We start from the raw sequence: 18,293 nt of genomic DNA, 5'->3' as shown, positions 1-18,293 counted from the left end.
ATTCGCCCGCATATGTACCAGTAAAGCTAGTCTGGGCCGGTGCAGGGCAGACCGGACAGCGAGACGACCACCGACGAGCGGCACTCGTCCCGGGTCACGTTCGAGGTCAACGACGCGCCACGGAAGCTGACCCTGGACAACCGCACCACGCTGCTGGACACCCTGCGCGAGCGGCTCGGCCTGACCGGGGCGAAGAAGGGCTGCGACCACGGCCAGTGCGGCTCCTGCACCGTGCTGCTGGACGGCCGCCGGGTGAAGAGCTGCCTGGTCCTCGCGGTCACCCTGGACGGCCGGTCCGTGGTCACCGTGGAGGGACTGGCCGGGCCGGACGAGCTGTCTCCACTCCAGGCTGCCTTCGTCGCGCACGACGCGTTCCAGTGCGGCTACTGCACCCCCGGCCAACTCTGCTCCGCCCGCGGCATGCTCGACGAGGTCGCCCAGGGCTGGCCCAGTGCGGTCACCGACGACCTCACCGCACCGGCCGAGCTGACCGACCCGGAGATCCGCGAGCGGATGGCCGGCAACCTGTGCCGCTGCGCCGCGTACCCGCACATCGTCGCGGCCATCCGTGAGACGGCGGTGACGACGTGAGGCCGTTCCGCTACCACCGGCCGGCCGACGTGGCCGAGGCGGTCGCCGTGCTGACCGCCGAGCCGCAGGCGGCGTACCTGGCCGGCGGGACCAACCTGGTGGACCTGATGAAGCTCGGTGTGCAGCGGCCCGACCTGCTGGTGGACGTGAACCGGCTGCCGCTGGACGCGGTCGAGGAGCTGCCCGACGGCGGGCTCCGGATCGGCGCGACGGTACGCAACAGCGACCTCGCCGCCCACCCGGTGGTCCGCCGGGACTACCCGGTGCTGGCCCGCGCCCTGCTCGCCGCAGCCTCCGGGCAGTTGCGCAACCTCGCCACCACCGGCGGCAACCTGTTGCAGCACACCCGCTGCGTCTACTTCCAGGACACCGGCAAGGCGTGCAACAAGCGCGAACCGGGAAGCGGTTGCGCCGCCCGGCACGGCCAGAACCGCGACCTGGCCGTGCTGGGCTGGTCCGATGAGTGCGTGGCCACCCACCCGTCCGACCTGGCGGTCGCGCTGGCCGCGCTGGACGCGGTGGTGGAGGTGCACGACGCCGGCGGCGCCCGCGACATCCCGCTCGCCGCGCTGCACCGCCTGCCCGGGGAGCATCCGGAGCGGGAGACCACGCTGGCCCGGGGTGCGTTGATCACCGCCGTCCGGCTGCCGGCGCTGCCGATGGCCCGCCGCTCGACGTACCTCAAGGTGCGGGACCGAGCCTCGTTCGCCTTCGCCGCTGGCTCGGTGGCCGCGGCGCTGGACCTCGACGGCGACGTGGTCCGCGACGTCCGACTGGCGTACGGGGCGGTGGCGCACCGGCCGTGGCGGGCCTACCGGGCCGAGGAGGAGCTGCGGGGTCAGCCGTTCAGCCCGGAGCTGGCCGCGCGGGCCGCCGACGCGGAGCTGGCCGAGGCGCGCCCGTTGCGGCACAACGGCTTCAAGCTGCCGTTGACCCGGGCCATCACGGTACGGGCGCTCACTGAACTGGCCGAGGGGACGCCGCCGTGAGCGCCGGCGCGGTCGGTCGGGCGTACCCCCGGATGGAGGGTCCGGAGAAGGTCACCGGCACGGCGCGGTACGCGGTGGAGTACCCGGTGGACGGAGTCACCTACGGCTGGGCGGTACCGGCGGCGGTGGTCCGGGGTCGGATCACCCGGGTCGACGCCGAGCCGGCGCTCGCGCTGCCCGGCGTGCTGGCCGTGCTGCATCACGGCAACGCGCCACGGCTCGCGCCCGGGCCCGAGCCGGACCTCTGGCTGTTGCAGGAGCCCGTGGTGAGCTACCGGGGGCAACTGATCGCGGTGGTGGTGGCCACCAGCCTGGAGGCGGCCCGGGAAGGCGCCCGGCTGGTCCGGATCGACTACGACGCCGGGCCACACAGCACCGTGCTCACCGCCGACCATCCCGGCCTGTACCGGCCGGACCACGTCAACCCCAGCTACCCGACGGACACCGCCGAGGGTGACTTCGACGCCGGGTACGCGGCCGCTCCGGTCCGGGTGGACGCCACGTACCGGACGCCGGCCTACCACAACAACCCGATGGAGCCGCACGCCACCACCGCGCAGTGGCATGGCGAACGGTTGCTCGTACACGACTCCAACCAGGGCGCCGCGCCGGTACAGGCCGCCCTGGCCGAGCTGTTCGAGATGCCCCGGGAGGCGGTCCGGGTGATCACCGAGCACGTCGGCGGCGGCTTCGGCAGCAAGGGGTACGCCAAGGCCGCGGTGGTGCTGGCCGCGCTGGCGGCCCGGCACGTGGACCGGCCGGTCCGGCTGGCGCTGACCCGGCAGCAGCTGTTCGGCCCGATCGGCTACCGCACCCCCACCATCCAGCGGGTCCGGCTCGCCGCCGACACCGACGGACGGCTCACCGCGATCTGCCACGACGCGATCAGCCAGACCTCGACCCTCCGCGAGTTCGCCGAACAGACCGCCGTCTACACCCGCAGCATGTACGCCGCACCGCACCGACGCACCACGCACCGGCTGGTGCGCCTCGACGTGCCCACGCCGTTCTGGATGCGCGCCCCGGGAGAGTGCCCCGGCGCGTACGCGCTGGAATCGGCGATGGACGAGCTGGCCATTGCCGTCGGCATCGACCCGGTGGAGCTGCGGATCCGCAACGACCCGGCGGTCGATCCCGAGCTGGGACGGCCGTTCACGGGCCGCAACCTGGTCGCCTGCCTGCGCGAGGGCGCCCAGCGGTTCGGCTGGGCCGACCGGGATCCGACACCGCGAGCCCGGCGCGACGGGCGCTGGCTGCTCGGCACCGGGGTGGCCGGCGCGAGCTATCCGGCCCGGTCGCACGCCGCCGCCGCGGCGGCCACCGCGCGCTCCGACGGCGGATTCCTGGTGCGGATCGACGCCACCGACATCGGCACCGGCGCCCGGACCGCGCTCTGGCAGGTGGCGGCGGACGCGCTGGGGGTGCCGCCGGAGCGGGTGGAGATCCGGATCGGCGACAGCGACCTGCCGGCGGCCGGGGTGGCCGGCGGGTCGATGGGCACCGCCTCGTGGAGCTGGGCGGTGATCCGGGCGTGTGACGCGCTACGCGAGAAGCTGCGGGACGCCCCCGAGGGGGTGCAGGCCGACGGCGAGGTGACCGCCGAGGTGAACACCGCCGACGAGGTGGGCGCGCAGCCCGCGCTGCCCCGGTACGCGTACGGGGCGCACTTCGTCGAGGTCCGGGTGGACGCGGACACCGGCGAGGTGCGGGTGAACCGGCTGCTCGGGGTGTTCGCCCCCGGGCGGGTGGTCAACCCGACGACCGCGCGCAGCCAGCTCATCGGCGGCATGACGATGGGGATCTCGATGGCCCTGCACGAGGAGGGCCTGCTCGACGAGCGGTACGGCGACTGGGTCAACCACGACCTGGCCACCTACCACATCACCGGCTGCGCGGACGTGGAGCGGATCGAGGCGCACTGGATCGACGAGCAGGATGCCGAGCTGAACCCGGCCGGGGTGAAGGGCATCGGCGAGATCGGCATCGTCGGCGCCGCGGCGGCGATCGCCAACGCCGTGCACCACGCCACCGGGGTGCGGATACGCGACCTGCCGATCCGGCTGGACAAGCTGATCGGTCTATCACCCTTGGCTTAAATAAGCCGGCAATGATATAAAGGTCGTCGTGCACGCCTTCGACGTGCTGGGCGATCCGGTCCGGCGCCGCATCCTGGAGCTGCTCGCCGCCGGCGAGCAGACCGCCGGCGCGGTCAGCGCGGTGATCCGTGACGAGTTCGGCATCTCACAGCCCGCCGTGTCCCAGCACCTCAAGGTGTTGCGGGACAACGGCTTCGCCACCGTGCGGCCGGAGGGTACCCGGCGGCTGTACGCGGTCGACCCGCGCCCGCTGCGCGAGGTCGACGGCTGGCTGGAGCACTTCCGCCGGTTCTGGACCCCGCCCCTGGCGGCACTCGCCACCGAGCTGGCCCGGGGCCGACGCGAGCGTCGGCGGCGCGGGCCAGGAGACCCCGAAGAGAGGTAGACACGATGATCGACGCGACCGAGCAGATCAACGCCGTCCAGCGCACGGTCGGCAGCCGCACCCTGGAGGCCGGCGAGGCCCGGGTGAGCACGGTCAGCCAGACGTACCACGCGACGCTCGAAGATCTCTGGGATGCCTGCACCAACGCCGAACGTATTCCGCGTTGGTTCCTGCCGATCTCCGGCGACCTGCGGCTGCACGGGCGCTACCAGCTCGAGGGCAACGCGGGCGGCACCATCGAGACCTGCGACCCGCCGCACCGCTTCACCGCCACCTGGGAGTACGGCAACGAGGTGAGCTGGATCGAGGTGCGGCTCACCCCGGTGGACGCCGAGCGGACCCGCTTCGAGCTGGACCACATCGCGCATGTCGACCAGGACCGGTGGGCCCAGTTCGGCCCGGGTGCCGTCGGCGTCGGGTGGGACCTGGGCCTGCTCGGCCTCGCCTCCTATTTGGCCGGCGACGGCAGCGGGGTCTCGCCGGAGCAGAGCGTCGAGTGGAGCGCCTCCGACGAGGGGCGCCGGTTCATGGAGCTGAGCAGCCAACTGTGGGGGGAGGCGAGCACCGCCGCCGGCACCGACGCCGACGAGGCAAAGGCCGCCGCCGAGCGCACCACCGCCTTCTACACCGGCGCCCCGACCGCCTGAGCACATCCCCCGCGCCGCCGCCGTCCTCCGATCGACTGCGGCGGTGCGGGTAACGTGCAGCCGCATGATCGGTTCGCCGTACTCGCACTGCTCCTACTGCGGCGCCGCCTACCCGGCGACGGCCGGGTGGCCGCGGGTCTGCGCGGGCTGCGGCGAGACCGTCTGGCGCAACCCGCTGCCCGTCGCGGTGGCGGTGCTGCCGGTCCGCACCGCCGAGGGCCTGGGCGTGGTGGTGGTCCGCCGGGACATCGCGCCGGCCCGCGGGCTGCTCGCGCTGCCCGGCGGCTTCATCGAGTACGGCGAGGAGTGGTCCGACGCGCTGGTCCGTGAGCTGCGGGAGGAGACCGGGCTGGTCGCGGCGGCCGAGGACGCCCGCCTCTTCGCGGTGCACGGGGCACCGGCCGGCGGCACCATGATGATCTTCGGAGTGCTGCCCGAGCGGCCGATCGAGGAACTGCCGCCGTCGGCGCCGACCGAGGAGGCCACCGAGTGGCTGGTGCTCACCGACCCGGTCGAGCTGGCGTTCTCCACCCACACCCGGGTGCTCGCCGACTTCCTCACCCCCAACCGCCGCGCCTGACCTCCCACTCCCCCGGCCTCTCCCGGGTCAAGATCGCGCTGCATCCTGGTTGTAGTGGTATCGGCGCGGTTGGAGGCCACTACGACCAGGATCTAGCGCGATCTTGAGTCGGTTCGGTCGGCGCGACAGCCGCGCGATCGGCGCGGGTGTCAGCGGGATAGTGCGTCGTCGGTGCCGGCGAGGTAGCCGGCGGCCTGGAGCTCGAACAGCTCCCGGTATAGACCGCCGGCCGCCATCAGCTCGTCGTGGTTGCCGTGCTGGACGAGTCGACCCCGGTCCATGACGAAGATCCGGTCGGCGTGCCGGACGTTGGCCAGCCGGTGGGTGATCAGGACGACCGCTCGGTCGGGTCGGCGGCGCAGGTGCTGGAACAGGGCGTGTTCGGCGCGGGCGTCCAGCGCAGCCGACGGTTCGTCGCAGATCAGCAGGGCGGCGTCGCGGTAGAGGCCGCGAGCGGCGACCAGCCGCTGCCACTGCCCGCCGGACAGCTCGTGCCCATCCTTGAACTCCCGGTCGAGCAGGGTGTCATAGCCGTGCGGCAGGCCGACGATCATGTCGTGCGCGGCGGCCGCTCCGGCTGCCTCCTGCACGCTGGGGCCGGGTCGCTCCGGCGGGCGGTCGTGCCGGCCGACGCGGATGTTCTGCCCGGCGGTGAACGGGAACTTCCACCATTCCTGGGTCATCACGGCCACCTGCGCGCCGAGGGCGCGTGGGTCGAGCTCAGCGGCGTCGACGCCGTCCCAGCGGATCACCCCGCCGGTCGGCCGGTAGAGCCCCGCGATCAGTTTGGCCAGGGTGGTCTTGCCGGAGCCGTTCTCGCCGACCAGCGCGATAACCTCGCCCCGCCGGACGGTCAGGCTGACCCGGTCCACCGCCGGCGCGTCGGTGTCCGGATAGCGCAGGCTCACCTCGTCCACCTCGATCGCGTCGACACCCTCGGCCACCTGGTCGCCGCCGATCGGCACGCGGGTCTGGGCGCGGTCGAGGAAGTCGCGGTAGTCCTGGTAGTAGAGGGCGTCCTCGTACAGCGAGTTGGTGGCGATGACCGCGACGCCCAGGCTGGTCCGCGCGGACTGCAGGGCGAGCAGTGCGGTGGCCGCGGCCGCGAGGGCGACCATCCCGTTCAGCAACAGGCCGCCGAGGACCGCGTACACCCCGAAGGTGGCCAGGCCCGCCACCGTGGCGCCGACCACCCGGGTGCCGGTCTGTGAGCGGACCAGGCGCAGTTGGGCCCGGGTCTCGACGGCCATCACCCCGCGATACTCGGCCAGCAGGAAGTCGCGCATCTGGTAGGCGCGCACCTCGGCGGCGGTGTGCCGGTTGGCCATCAGGTGGGCCAGCATCCACATCCGACGCCGTCGGGTGATCCGGGCCAGCATCGCCAGGTACTCCCGGCGGGCCATCCGCACCGCAGTGATCGCCTGGGGTATCGCCGCGAGCAGCAGGCAGGGCAGCAGCAGCGGCTGGATGACGGTCACCGCCACCGCGGTGGCGAGCATGCCGACCACACCGGTGACCAGGTTGACGGTGTGGTCGACGATGTACGCCGCCTCCGCCATCCCCCGGTCCCGCGCCCGATCCATCTCCTCGGCGAAGCCGGCGTCGTCGAACGCGGCCAGGTCCACCGCCGTGGTGGCCTCGAACAGCCGAAGCTCGACCTGATAGTTGATCTGCGGGGTCAGTCGGGCCTGGGCCCAGCCGGCCGCGATCGTGAGACCGCCGCGCGCCGACACCGCCGCAGCGGCCACGATCAGCGCCGGCAGGGCCGAGCGGACCCGGTCCGGGGTGGGACCCGCGGCGAACAACTCGCGCAGCACACTGGTCGTGGCGAGCAGGCCGAACGTGGTCATCACCCCGGCGGCGACGTTGAGCCCGATGGACGCGACGGTGTCCCTGCGGTTGGTGGCCCAGGCCAGCCCGACCGCCTCCCGGACCAGCCGGGGCAGCCGGCGGGCCACCGCCCAGAAACTGGTGTGCGCGAACTCCTGCGCGTGGTGCATCCAGTCGCGATCCTCCAGCTCCGGCAGCATGGTGTCGGGCGGATCGTCATCCTGGGGAGCGGTGCGCTGCCGGGCCATCGACTCCACGGACCCTCCTCCGGGCGGGATCACGGATGCCGCCCGACACTACTGCCCGCAACCGTTCGATGTCTTCAGGTAATCGGCGCGTCGCACGGGTGTGCCAATGGCGTGTCGTCACCAACCGGAAGATCCCGAGTCACCCAGGTCAGCCGGCCGGCGTCTCCGAGCGGAAGCTGTGACCCAGCTCGGCGCCGAGCCCGAAGTAGTGGCGGAAGTTGTAGATCAACGGATGCCAGGCCGCCGGGTCGACATGGTCGGTGCCCGGCACGACGACGCGGGCGTCGGCGTGCACCGCCAGGACGTGGGCCTCGACGATGAGGAACGTGTCAGTGGCGTCGGCGTGGATCCGGGTGGCGCGGGCCTCCAGGTGCAGCGGGCACTCGGCCACCCGGGGCGGCCGGACGCAGCGCGACGGCTGCGGCCGCAGGCCGGCGGCCTCGAACTTCGCCGGCTCGTGTCGGAACCGGTCCCGCTTGGCCACCGGCACCGGGTGCCGTCCGGTCAACGGCGCCAGCCGCTCGACAGCCTCCCACTGGTCAGCAGCGGGAAGATTGATCACCAGGTCGGGGCGAGCGGCGAGATTGTGCGCGGTCTGCCCCTCGCGGCCGAGGCCCAGCACGACGACCTGGCCGAGGGCCCACGCCGACGAGATCGGTGCCAGGTTGGCGCTGCCGTCGTCGTTCTCGGTGCTGAGCAGCGCCACCGGGGTGCCGAAGTACAGGATCCTCGGGTTGATCGTCAGGTGCTCGGCGGCGGTTGGGGTGTGGCTGATCGTCATGGTCGCCGACCGTACGGCCGTCATCGTTCGGCCCGCGCCGAAGCGACCACTCAAGGTCGGCCACGCCGGGCGAAGGCGATGGACGCCCGCCAACTCCGCGGATCAGGGGGTCGGCGGCGTGGCCTCGGTGACCGGTAGCAGCACCCGGAAGGTGGTCCGCCCCGGCTCGGTCTCCACCCGGATGTCGCCGTGGTGCTTGTGCACCACGATCCGGTACGAGATGTCCAGCCCCAGGCCGGTGCCCGCGCCCACCGGCTTGGTGGTGAAGAAGGGCTCGAAGATGCGGGGGCGTACCTCGGGCGGGATGCCGGGGCCGGTGTCGGTGATCTCCACGGCCAGGAGGTCGCCGACACGTCCGGTGCGGACGGTCAGCACGCCCTTCTCCCCCATCGCGCCCAGCGCGTTGTCGATCAGGTTGGTCCACACCTGGTTCAGCTCGGCGGCGTACGCGGGGACCGGCGGGAGGCCGTGGTCGTACTCGCGGACCAGCTTGACCTGGGCGGGGATCTTCGCCTTGAACATCACCAGCGTGGCGTCGAGCAGGTCGTGCACGTCCACCACCTGGTACGGCGCGCGGTCCAGCTGGGAGTACTGCTTGGCGGCGCCGACCAGGCCGGAGATCCGGGTCACCGCGTCGCCGATCTCGCGCATCAGCAGCTCGGTGTCGACGGTGTAGGTGAGCCAGCGCACCGCCGCCTCCAGGTCCGCCGGGCCGACCGCCTCCTTCACCCGACCCAGCCAGGCCGCGTCGAGCCCGCCGCCGACCAGGATCGGCGCCAGGTCCCAGGCGCCGCTCACCCCGCGCTCCTCCAGCCACTCGGTGAGGGTGTCCTCCGCGTCGGCGGTGGCCATCGGGGTCAGCTTCGGCGCGGTGGCCACCCGGGCCACCGCCTCCTCCTGCAACGCGACCAGCCCGTGCAATGCCCGGCCGTCCAGCCGGCCGTCGGCGATCATCGCGAGCTTGTGCCGCATCCCGGCGACCCGGTCGCGCAGCACCGAGGTGGCCCGCACCGCCGCCGCGGCCGGATTGTTCAGCTCATGGGTCAGCCCCGCCGAGAGTGAGCCGAGCGCCAGCAGCCGCTCCCGTTCGCCGACGATCGTCTGGCTGTTCCGCATCCCGAAGAACAGCCCCTCCAGCAGGTGCATGGGCATCGGGAACCAGGACCGCAGGGCGTGCGCGAAGTCCTCCGCCGGCAGCACGAAGAACTCCGCGTCGGTCACCGCCCGCAGGCTGTTGCGGTAGATCTGCTCGACCTGGTCGCCCAGGTACGCCTGGGTGGCCCCGCCGTACACCCCGCGCTGGTCGGTCCGGCTGGTCTCGACGTCGTCGCCGCGCACCTGCCGGCTCAACGCCACCGCGCCGCGCAGCAGCACGAAGAAGCAGGTGGCCGCCTCGCCTTCGCCGTACACCAGGGTGCCGCCGGCACGCTGCTCGACCCGGCCGTGTTCGGCCAGCCAGTCGAGCTGCGCATCGTCGAGTGCCTCGAACAGGAACAGGGTGCGCAGCTGCGCCGGCGTCAGGCGATCGGTCTCGGTGCTCACTGGGCCTCCTTGGTTCGCGACTGCGGGGCTCGCAGGCCCGGCTCACTCCTCGCGCTCACTGGGCCTCCTTGGTTCGCGACTGCGGGGCTCGCAGGCCCGGCTCACTCCTCGCGCTCACTGGGCCTCCAGGTAGCGGTGCACGAGCGACACGGCCATGGCGCCCTCGCCGACGGCCGAGGCGACCCGCTTGACCGACTCGGCCCGCACGTCCCCGGCGGCGAACACCCCCGGCAGGCTGGTCTCCAGGTGGTACGGGTCGCGCGACAGCGACCAGCCGGCCGGCCGCCGACCACCGGTCACCAGGTCGGGACCGGTGACGATGAAGCCACGCCCGTCGCGGACCAGCACCCCGTCCAGCCAGTCGGTCCGGGGCTCGGCGCCGATGAAGATGAACAGCCAGGACGTGTCGACCGAGCGGGCCTCCCCGGTGCGGGTGTCGCAGAGGGTGAGCCGTTGCAGGTGGTCCTGCCCGGCGCCGCCGACCACGGCCGTGTGCGGGTGCACCGTGATCCGGTCGATCCGCTCCAACTGGTCGATCAGGTACCGCGACATCGAGGTGGTCAGGTCAGCGCCCCGGATCAGCAGGTGCACCCTGGCCGCGTACCGGGAGAAGTGCACTGCGGCCTGGCCGGCCGAGTTGGCCCCGCCGACGATGTAGACGTCCTGCTCGACGCAGTTCGGCGCCTCGGTGGCGGTGGAGCCGTAGAAGACCCCCCGGCCGGTGAAGTCGGCCAGCCCGGGGGCGTCGAGCACCCGGTAGGAGACCCCGGTGGCCAGCACCACGGTGTGCGCGGCGATCTCGGTGCCGTCGCCGAAGCGCAGCAGCCGGGCGGAGCCGGCCTCGGTCAGGCCGACCACCTCCCGGGCACTGAGCAGCTCGGCGCCGAACTTCACCGCCTGTCGCCGGGCCCGGTCGGTCAGCTGCGCGCCGGAAACGCCGTCCGGGAAGCCCAGGTAGTTCTCGATCCGGCTGCTCTGGCCAGCCTGCCCGCCGGTCGCCCGCCGCTCGACCAGCACGGTGCGCAGGCCCTCCGACGCGCCGTACACGGCCGAGCCCAGACCGGCCGGGCCGCCGCCGATCACCACGAGGTCGTAGAAGTCGGACGCCGGCACCACGGTCAGCCCGGCCAGCCCGGCCAACTCGGCCTCGCTCGGCGCGACCAGCGCCTTACCCTCGGCGGTCACCACCAGCGGCACGTCCGCCTCGGTGGCCCCCGCCGCGTCGAGCAGTCGGGCGCCCTCCGGATCGTCGGCCAGCAGCCAGCGGTACGGCACCAGATTGCGGGCCAGGAAGTCGCGGACCTTGAACGACGGCGCCGACCAGCGGTGACCGACCACCCGGATCTCGGTGGTCGCCGCGTCCGGGGTGACCGCCCACGCCTCCAGCAGGCCGTCCACCACCGGGTACAGCTTCTCCTCCGGCGGGTGCCAGGGCTTGAGCAGGTAATGGTCCAGGTCGACCACGTTGATCGCCTCGATGGCGGCGTCGGTGTCCGCGTACGCGGTGAGCAGCACCCGGCGGGCGGCCGGGAAGATGTCCATCGCGGCCTCCAGGAACTCGACGCCGGTCATCTCCGGCATCCGGTGGTCGGCCAGCAGCAGCGCCACCTGCTCGCCGCGCAGTTTGACCTCCCGCAACGCGTCCAGCGCCTCCGGGCCGGAGGCGGCCCGCAGCACCCGGTAGCGGTCGCCGTAGTGGCGGCGGATGTCCCGGGCCACCGCCCGGGAGACCACCGGGTCGTCGTCGACGGTCAGGATCACCGGGTTCGCCATGGCGCCCATGAAACCACCTGACCGGAGTACGCCGCACCGGCCGGGGTCGGTCCGGGCACCGATGCACGCTTGGTCGGGGCCGGGACGGGTAAGCCGGGTCGCCGCGCGGGTGGCCGCACACCACCCACCCGCCCAGCTGCCGCGCACACCTCGGGGGGCCCATGGCGGACGCGTCGCCGACCGGACCGACGACGTCGGGCCGCATCGTGGAGCTGCGGGTGCACGGCGTCTCCGGCGCGGGGGCGGACCAGGTGCTGGACCGGCCGCACGTCCATCAGGTCGCCGGGGACCGCAGCGGCGGGTTCTACCGCACGCGTCCCGGCTATCCGGGCGCCACCGGTACCGACGGGGTGACGCTGGAGGCGTACCGGTGGAGCGACCTGCCGTCCGGCACGGCCGTGCGGACGCTGTCGCTGGTGTTCCTGCTGCCGTTCATGCTCTGCAACGTGGCGCTCTGGATGCGCCCGGCGGGCCGCGCCTCGAAGCACGGCATCGTCGCGCTGTGTCGGGTGCTCGCGCTCACCCTCACCATGCTCTACGTGCTGTCCATCGTCGGGGTGGCGCTGGACCTGGTCGCCTGGCGCTGCATGGGCACCCCGTCCTGCATGACCGGGCGGAGCTGGCTGTCCTGGCTCGGCGGGCGCTCGCCCGGGATACGCCTGGGTGTGCTGGCGCTGGTGCCGGTCGGCGCCGTCGGGCTCGTCTGGTGGCTGGGCGCGCGCCCCGGCCACTCGTTCGACGCGTTTCGGACCCGGGAGCCCGCGGCCTCCGAGCACCGGTTGAGTGCGGTCGGCCAGTGGGACGGCGCACCGCTGGTGAGCCGGCTGCGCTCGGTGCACGTCGCCGCCGCGTTCGCCACCCTGGACGGCAGCCTGCTGGCCGCCCGGGCCAGCCAGGGTGCCTCGTGGGAGACGGTGCTGCTGCTGGTCGCCACCGGGGCGGTGCTGCTCGCCTGCCTGGTCCTGCTCACCGTGGTGCAGAGCATCGACCGGCCCGGCCCGGCCGCCCGGATCGACGGGCTCACCCGCGGGCTGCGCACGATCGCCTGCGGGCTGACCATCCTGGTGATCGTGCACACCATCAGAAGTCCAAAGCCATGGCCGCAGAGCCACGAGCTGCCCGGGTACGGCGCCACCGTGGCCTGGCTGTTCGCCAGCCAGACCGCGCTGCTGGTCGTACTCGCCGCGCTGGTGATGTGGCGACGGGGCGGGCGGCCGGGCAGCTCACCGCTGCGCGCGCTGGGCGCGCCGGTCTTCGTCACGGTGGCCGCGGGCCTCGCCGTGGCGTTCTCCGCCGAGCTGGTCTACCGGGTGTCGGACGTGCTGGACCGCGACGGGGATACCGCTGACGGGCTGGCCACCAGCCCGCCACTGGCGTACAAGTGGGCGATCTTCGGGTTTTTCATCGCGGTGCTGACCGCGCTGCTGGTCGGCGGCGTAGTCACGGTGCTGACCCGGCGCGAGCGGTGGCGGGCCGCGACAGCGATCGTGGCCGCCGACTTCCCGCACGCGCCGCCGGAGGCGGCGGAGCGGCTGCGTCAGGTCGAGCGGACGGTGGCCCGGGCCCGGTTCACCGAACGACTGGAACCGCTCTCCATGGTCTACGCGGGGCTGGCCGCGCTCGGCCTGGCCACCAGCGTGCTCGGCCTGTTCCAGCTCTATCCCGGCGACGTGATCCAGCGCTACGTCGGGGTGCCCGCCGACCTGGTCAACTTCCTGATCGGGATGGGCAGCTACGCGATCGCCGCGATCGTGCTCGGGTTGGTGATCGGCGGCATCTTCGCGTACCGGACGGCGCAGTTCCGCCGGTACGTGGGCGTGCTGTGGGATCTCGGCACCTTCTGGCCCCGGGCCGCGCACCCCTTCGCTCCGCCCTGCTACGCCGAGCGGGCCGTGCCGGAGCTGACCCGGCGGATCACCTACCTGGTCGAGCAGGGCGAGAGGGTGTTGCTGGCCGGGCACAGCCACGGGTCGGTGCTGCTCGCCGCCACGGTGCTGCAACTGCCACCCCGGGTCACCGACCGGGTCGCCCTGCTGACCTACGGGTCGCCGCTGCAACGGGTGTACGCGCGGCTGTTCCCCGCGTACGTCAACGACCAGGTGCTGCGGGAGATCGGCGAGCGCGTCGGCTGGCGATGGAGGAACCTGTGGCGGGACACCGACCCGCTCGGTGGCTGGATCTTCGCCCGGCACCGACCCGGAGACCACGAGACGCTGACCGGGCCGATGGCGGCGGTGGACACCCGGCGGGCCGACCCACACGGCGTGGTGCCGCCGCCGTACGACAGCGTGCCACCGCCGATCCTGGGCCACTGGCCGTGCGAGTCGGAGGAGTCGTTCGTGGCTGCGGAGCGGGACCTGATTGAGCGGCTGCGCGCGGACCGGCGGCTGAGCCCCTGAGCCGCCGGCCGGATATCGTCGCCGGGTGACTCCGTCCCAGCAGCCCGAACGCCGGCTGATCGCCTCGAACAAGAAGGCCCGACACGACTACACCGTGCTCCGGACGTACGAGGCGGGCATCGTGCTGGTCGGCACCGAGGTGAAGTCGCTGCGCGAGGGGCGGGCGTCACTGGTGGACGCGTTCGCCCACGAGCGCGACGGCGAGCTCATGCTGTACGGCCTGCACATCGCCGAGTACGCCTACGGCACGTGGACCAACCACGCCCCCCGGCGCAACCGCAAGCTGCTGCTGCGCCGGTCCGAGATCGACCGGATCCTGGAGAAGGTCCGCGAGGGCGGGGTGACCCTGGTCCCGCTGTCGATGTACTTCGACAACGGCTGGGCCAAGGTCGAGCTGGCCCTGGCCAAGGGCAAGCGCACCTACGACAAGCGGCAGACGCTGGCCGAGCGGGACGCCAACCGGGAGATCGCCCGCGAACTGGGCCGGCACCTTAAGGGCCACCCCCGCCGGGCCTGACCGCCGCCTGACCGCCCGGAGACCGCAAAACGGCGGTACGCCGCGCGCGGACATCATTGACGTCGTCCGCAGGACGTGGTGTGCTCAGTTCGTGCCGTTAACGACAACGGCTTTCGTTATCGACTTGGAGGAGAACCATGTCGCTGACCGTCCCGCCCGCCCTGCTCGACGCCGCCGAACGTGGCCCTGTCGATGACGACGCCTTCATCGCCTGCGTCCGCGACTCACTGCCGTACGCCTGGGCCACCGTCAGCCGGGTGGTCGCCGAACTGGAGTCCAGCGGGTCCGACCGCGCCGACAACGCCATCCCGCCCCCGACCGACGCCGACCGGGGGCAACTGCTCCGGGCGTTGGCGAGCGACGCGATCCGGGCCGGCCTGGAGCGGCACTTCGGGGTTCGCCTCGCCTTCCAGAACTGCCACCGCGTGGCGGCCTTCCGCCCCGACACGGTGGACGGGCCGGCCTACCGCCGCTTCGTCTCACCGCGCGGTCAACTGCTCAACCAGTCGCCCGAGCTGCGCAACTGCTGAACCTCCCCGGGATGAGCCGGCCCCACCCGCGACCGTGCGCGGGTGGGGCCGTGCCCGAGATCCGCAACGACAGGGAAAGTGCCGCGACGAGGCGGCCGCAGGCAGCACCCTCCCTGCAACTGGGCTGATCCGGACACCAGGAAGAACGACTTCCGGGGCGGTCACCGACGGCCGCACCTGCGGCCTGAAAGAGGCCTCGGGGTACGTGAAAGCTGCCTTCCAGGCCCTTTCGTACTCGCAGATGCGGGCGCTAGGGTGTGGCCGTGACGATGTTTCGGATCGGCGAGGCGGCCGACCTGCTCGGCGTCAGCGCCGACACGATCCGCCGCTGGGTGGACGCCGGGCGACTGCCCGCCGGGCGGGACGCGCACGGCCACCGGGTCATCGACGGCGTCGACCTGGCCGGTTTCGCCCGCGCCCAGGCGGCCGACCCGGACGCGGGCGCGGAGCTGTCCTCGGCCCGCAACCGGCTGCGCGGCATCGTCGTCGACGTCCGCAAGGACACCGTGATGGCCCAGGTCGACATCCAGGCCGGCCCGTTCCGGATCGTGTCGCTGATGAGCCGGGAAGCGGTCGACGAGCTCGACCTGCGGGTCGGGTCGGTGGCCGTCGCAGTGATCAAGTCGACCACGGTGGTGGTGGAACGGGCCGCACCCGCCGCCCCAACCAGGGGAAGGACCGGCGGATGAGCAGGCAGGGAGTGCGCGCCGCGCTGGTGGCCATGGTGGCGGTGGCCGGGCTGGCGGTTTCCGGCTGCGCCGGGGACGAGGCCCCGGGTGGCGCCGCGGACGGCCGGGTCACCGGCACGGTGACGGTGTTCGCCGCCGCCTCGCTGACCGAGTCGTTCACCCGCATCGGCAGTGACTTCGAGACAGCCAACCCGGGCAGCTCGGTCACCTTCAACTTCGCGGGCAGCTCGGCCCTGGCCAACCAGATCAACCAGGGTGCGCCAGCGGACGTGTTCGCCTCGGCCGCGCCGACGAACATGACCACGGTGACCAAGGCCGGCAACGCCGACGGCACACCGAGCACCTTCGCCCGCAATCAACTGGTGATCGCGGTGCCCCGGGGCAACCCGAAGGGGGTGACCGGGCTCGCCGACCTGATCCGGCCAGGGGTGAAGGTGGCACTCTGCGCCGAACAGGTGCCCTGCGGCGCGGCGGCCCGGACCGCGCTGGACGCGGCCGGCGTCGCGCTGACGCCGGTCACCCTGGAGCAGGACGTCAAGGGCGCGCTGGCCAAGGTGAAGCTCGGCGAGGTCGACGCGGCCCTGGTCTACCGCAGCGACGCGCGGGCGGCGGCCGCCGACGTGACCGGCGTGGAGTTTCCCGAGTCGGCGCGGGCGGTCAACGACTACCCGATCGTGGCGCTGAAGGAGGCACCGAACCCGGCCGGCGCGCGGGCCTTCGTCGCGTACGTCCGCTCGGCACCAGCGCAGGCGGTTCTCGCCGAGGCCGGGTTCCAGGCTCCGTGAGCCGGGTCCTCGACGCCGCCGCGCCCCGTCGGCGGGGTCGGGTGCCGGCGGCGCTGCTGATCCCCGCCGGGTTGGGGCTGCTCTTCCTCGTCCTGCCGCTGGCCGGGCTGGTCGTCCGGGCGCCGTGGACGACGCTGCCGCAGCGGCTCACCGAGCCGGGAGCGCTGACCGCGCTGCGACTGTCGGTGCAGACCGCCACCCTCGCCACCGTGCTCTGCCTGCTGCTCGGCGTGCCGCTGGCCTGGCTGCTGGCCCGGGTCGAGTTCCCCGGCCGCCGGCTGGTCCGCGCCCTGGTCACCGTGCCGCTGGTGCTGCCACCGGTGGTCGGCGGGGTGGCGCTGCTGCTGGTCTTCGGCCGTCGAGGGCTGCTCGGCGGCTGGCTCGACGCCACATTCGGCATCACCCTGCCCTTCACCACCGCGGGCGTGGTGCTGGCCGAGGCGTTCGTCGCCATGCCGTTCCTGGTGATCGCCGTGGAGGGTGCGCTGCGGGCCACCGACAACCGGTACGAGGAGGCCGCCGCGACGCTGGGCGCCGGCCGGTGGACCACCTTCACCCACGTCACGCTGCCCCTGGTGGCACCGGGGCTGGCCGCCGGCGCGGTGCTCTGCTGGGCCCGGGCGCTCGGCGAGTTCGGCGCCACCATCACCTTCGCCGGCAACTATCCGGGCCGGACGCAGACCATGCCGCTCGCCGTCTACCTGGCCCTGGAGACCGACCTGGAATCCGCGATGGTGCTCAGCCTGGTGCTGCTCATCGTCTCGGTGGGCATCCTGGCCGCGCTACGGGACCGCTGGATCACCGGCCCATGACCGCACCGCTGCTCGACGCCCGGCTCGTCGTCGACCGGGACGCCTTCCGACTTGACGTGCCGTTGCGGGTCGCACCCGGCGAGGTGGTCGCGTTGCTCGGGCCGAACGGCGCCGGCAAGACCACCGCGCTGCGCGCGCTGGCCGGGCTGCAGCCGCTCAGCGCCGGGCACGTCACCCTCGACGGCGTCGACGTGGACCGGCCGGCAAGCCGGGGCTGGGTGCCCACCGAACGTCGGCCGATCGGCGTGGTCTTCCAGGACTACCTGCTCTTTCCGCACCTGAGTGCCCTGGACAACGTGGCATTCGGCCCGCGCCGGCACGGCGTCGACCGGCGGGCGGCGCGGGCCACGGCCCGGGACTGGCTCGGCCGGGTGGGGCTGGCCGGCCAGGCGCACCGCCGGCCCCGACAGCTCTCCGGCGGGCAGGCGCAGCGGGTGGCGCTGGCCCGGGCACTGGCCGTCGAACCGTCATTGCTGCTCCTGGACGAGCCACTCGCCGCGCTGGACGCCCGCACCCGGTTGGACACCCGCGCGGAGCTGCACCGCCACCTGTCCGCGCACCCCGGGGCGACGGTGCTGGTCACCCACGACCCGCTGGACGCGTTGGCGCTGGCCGACCGACTCGTCATCGTGGAGGGTGGGCGGGTGGTGCAGGAGGGCGACGGCCCGAGCGTGACCGCCCGCCCCCGCACGGACTACGTGGCCCGGCTGGTCGGGCTGAACCTCTACCGGGGCCGAGCCGAGGGGCACGGGGTACGGGTCGCGCCGGACCTGTCCCTCACCGTCGCCGATCGGCTGGACGGCGAGGCGTTCGTCGCGTTCCGCCCGGCGGCGGTGGCCCTGCACCCGTCCCGGCCGGAGGGCAGCCCGCGCAACACCTGGGCGGGCACCGTCGCCGGCGTCCAACGGCACGGCGACAACGTGCGGGTGCAGCTGGACGGACCGATCGGAGTGGCCGCGGACGTCACCCCGGCCGCCGCCGCCCAGCTGCGGCTGATCCCCGGGCAGCGCGTCTGGGTGGCGGTCAAGGCGACCGAGACGCACGCCTACCCGGCCAACGGCTGACCCCGGCCCCCGGCGAGCAGGGTCGGCGTGCGGGC

17 protein-coding genes are annotated in these 18,293 nt (G+C 73.3%); 13 read left to right on the top strand and 4 right to left on the bottom strand.

Going from position 1 to position 18,293, the window contains the following annotated elements; translation table 11 throughout:
• The first annotated feature begins 126 nt into the window (after window positions 1-126).
• From OG990_RS09075 to OG990_RS09050, 6 genes are all read left to right on the top strand, one after another.
• Window positions 127-591, top strand: coding sequence for a 2Fe-2S iron-sulfur cluster-binding protein (locus OG990_RS09075; RefSeq protein WP_406081705.1), 465 nt, complete (start codon window positions 127-129; stop codon window positions 589-591).
• Window positions 588-1,580 carry an FAD binding domain-containing protein gene (locus tag OG990_RS09070; RefSeq protein WP_406079815.1) on the top strand — a complete coding sequence of 331 codons (993 nt, stop codon included), beginning with the start codon at window positions 588-590 and terminating at the stop codon, window positions 1,578-1,580. The genes OG990_RS09075 and OG990_RS09070 overlap by 4 nt, the downstream gene beginning before the upstream one ends.
• Window positions 1,577-3,676, top strand: coding sequence for a molybdopterin cofactor-binding domain-containing protein (locus tag OG990_RS09065; protein ID WP_406079813.1), 2,100 nt, complete (start codon window positions 1,577-1,579; stop codon window positions 3,674-3,676). The genes OG990_RS09070 and OG990_RS09065 overlap by 4 nt, the downstream gene beginning before the upstream one ends.
• A gap of 28 nt (window positions 3,677-3,704) precedes the next feature.
• Window positions 3,705-4,061: an ArsR/SmtB family transcription factor gene (locus OG990_RS09060; RefSeq protein ID WP_406079812.1), complete on the top strand. Its 357-nt coding sequence runs from the start codon at window positions 3,705-3,707 to the stop codon at window positions 4,059-4,061.
• 5 nt (window positions 4,062-4,066) lie between these two features.
• The gene (locus tag OG990_RS09055; protein ID WP_328416172.1) at window positions 4,067-4,708 is read left to right on the top strand and encodes an SRPBCC family protein; all 642 of its coding nucleotides are present in this window, start codon (window positions 4,067-4,069) and stop codon (window positions 4,706-4,708) included.
• A 64-nt stretch (window positions 4,709-4,772) separates the two neighbouring features.
• On the top strand, window positions 4,773-5,288 hold the full coding sequence (locus tag OG990_RS09050) for an NUDIX domain-containing protein (protein ID WP_355607098.1): 516 nt from the start codon (window positions 4,773-4,775) through the stop codon (window positions 5,286-5,288).
• 149 nt (window positions 5,289-5,437) lie between these two features.
• Here OG990_RS09050 and OG990_RS09045 read toward each other — a convergent pair whose 3' ends face one another.
• The 4 genes from OG990_RS09045 to OG990_RS09030 form a co-directional block, all read right to left on the bottom strand.
• Window positions 5,438-7,366 carry an ABC transporter ATP-binding protein gene (locus OG990_RS09045; RefSeq protein WP_406081704.1) on the bottom strand — a complete coding sequence of 643 codons (1,929 nt, stop codon included), beginning with the start codon at window positions 7,364-7,366 and terminating at the stop codon, window positions 5,438-5,440.
• A 148-nt stretch (window positions 7,367-7,514) separates the two neighbouring features.
• Complete coding sequence (locus OG990_RS09040) at window positions 7,515-8,147, bottom strand: flavin reductase family protein (protein WP_406079809.1); 633 nt, start codon at window positions 8,145-8,147, stop codon at window positions 7,515-7,517.
• 102 nt (window positions 8,148-8,249) lie between these two features.
• Window positions 8,250-9,689, bottom strand: a complete 1,440-nt coding sequence (locus OG990_RS09035) for an ATP-binding protein (protein WP_406079808.1) — start codon at window positions 9,687-9,689, stop codon at window positions 8,250-8,252.
• A 114-nt stretch (window positions 9,690-9,803) separates the two neighbouring features.
• The gene (locus tag OG990_RS09030) at window positions 9,804-11,471 is read right to left on the bottom strand and encodes an FAD-dependent oxidoreductase (RefSeq protein WP_406079806.1); all 1,668 of its coding nucleotides are present in this window, start codon (window positions 11,469-11,471) and stop codon (window positions 9,804-9,806) included.
• 152 nt (window positions 11,472-11,623) lie between these two features.
• On the opposite strand from OG990_RS09030, the gene OG990_RS09025 reads away from it, so the two are divergent.
• From OG990_RS09025 to OG990_RS08995, 7 genes are all read left to right on the top strand, one after another.
• The gene (locus tag OG990_RS09025; RefSeq protein ID WP_406079804.1) at window positions 11,624-13,861 is read left to right on the top strand and encodes a hypothetical protein; all 2,238 of its coding nucleotides are present in this window, start codon (window positions 11,624-11,626) and stop codon (window positions 13,859-13,861) included.
• Between the two features lie 25 nt (window positions 13,862-13,886).
• Window positions 13,887-14,378 carry an SsrA-binding protein SmpB gene (smpB, locus tag OG990_RS09020; protein WP_328416160.1) on the top strand — a complete coding sequence of 164 codons (492 nt, stop codon included), beginning with the start codon at window positions 13,887-13,889 and terminating at the stop codon, window positions 14,376-14,378.
• Window positions 14,379-14,515: 137 nt separating this feature from the next.
• Window positions 14,516-14,908, top strand: coding sequence for an SCO5389 family protein (locus OG990_RS09015; RefSeq protein WP_328416158.1), 393 nt, complete (start codon window positions 14,516-14,518; stop codon window positions 14,906-14,908).
• A gap of 263 nt (window positions 14,909-15,171) precedes the next feature.
• A complete protein-coding gene (locus tag OG990_RS09010; RefSeq protein WP_328416157.1) occupies window positions 15,172-15,597 on the top strand; it encodes a MerR family DNA-binding transcriptional regulator in 426 nt (141 codons plus the stop codon).
• A gap of 32 nt (window positions 15,598-15,629) precedes the next feature.
• A complete protein-coding gene (gene modA, locus OG990_RS09005) occupies window positions 15,630-16,382 on the top strand; it encodes a molybdate ABC transporter substrate-binding protein (protein ID WP_406081702.1) in 753 nt (250 codons plus the stop codon).
• Window positions 16,379-17,194: an ABC transporter permease gene (locus OG990_RS09000; protein ID WP_386982303.1), complete on the top strand. Its 816-nt coding sequence runs from the start codon at window positions 16,379-16,381 to the stop codon at window positions 17,192-17,194. Before modA ends, OG990_RS09000 begins: the two co-directional genes overlap by 4 nt.
• A complete protein-coding gene (locus tag OG990_RS08995) occupies window positions 17,191-18,258 on the top strand; it encodes an ABC transporter ATP-binding protein (RefSeq protein ID WP_406079803.1) in 1,068 nt (355 codons plus the stop codon). Before OG990_RS09000 ends, OG990_RS08995 begins: the two co-directional genes overlap by 4 nt.
• Window positions 18,259-18,293 lie beyond the last annotated feature (35 nt).

The organism is Micromonospora sp. NBC_00858 (assembly GCF_045207365.1).
GTDB lineage: Bacteria > Actinomycetota > Actinomycetes > Mycobacteriales > Micromonosporaceae > Micromonospora.
Note: the sequence above shows the minus strand (reverse complement) of the source record. Positions and strands in the feature narration are given on the sequence as shown.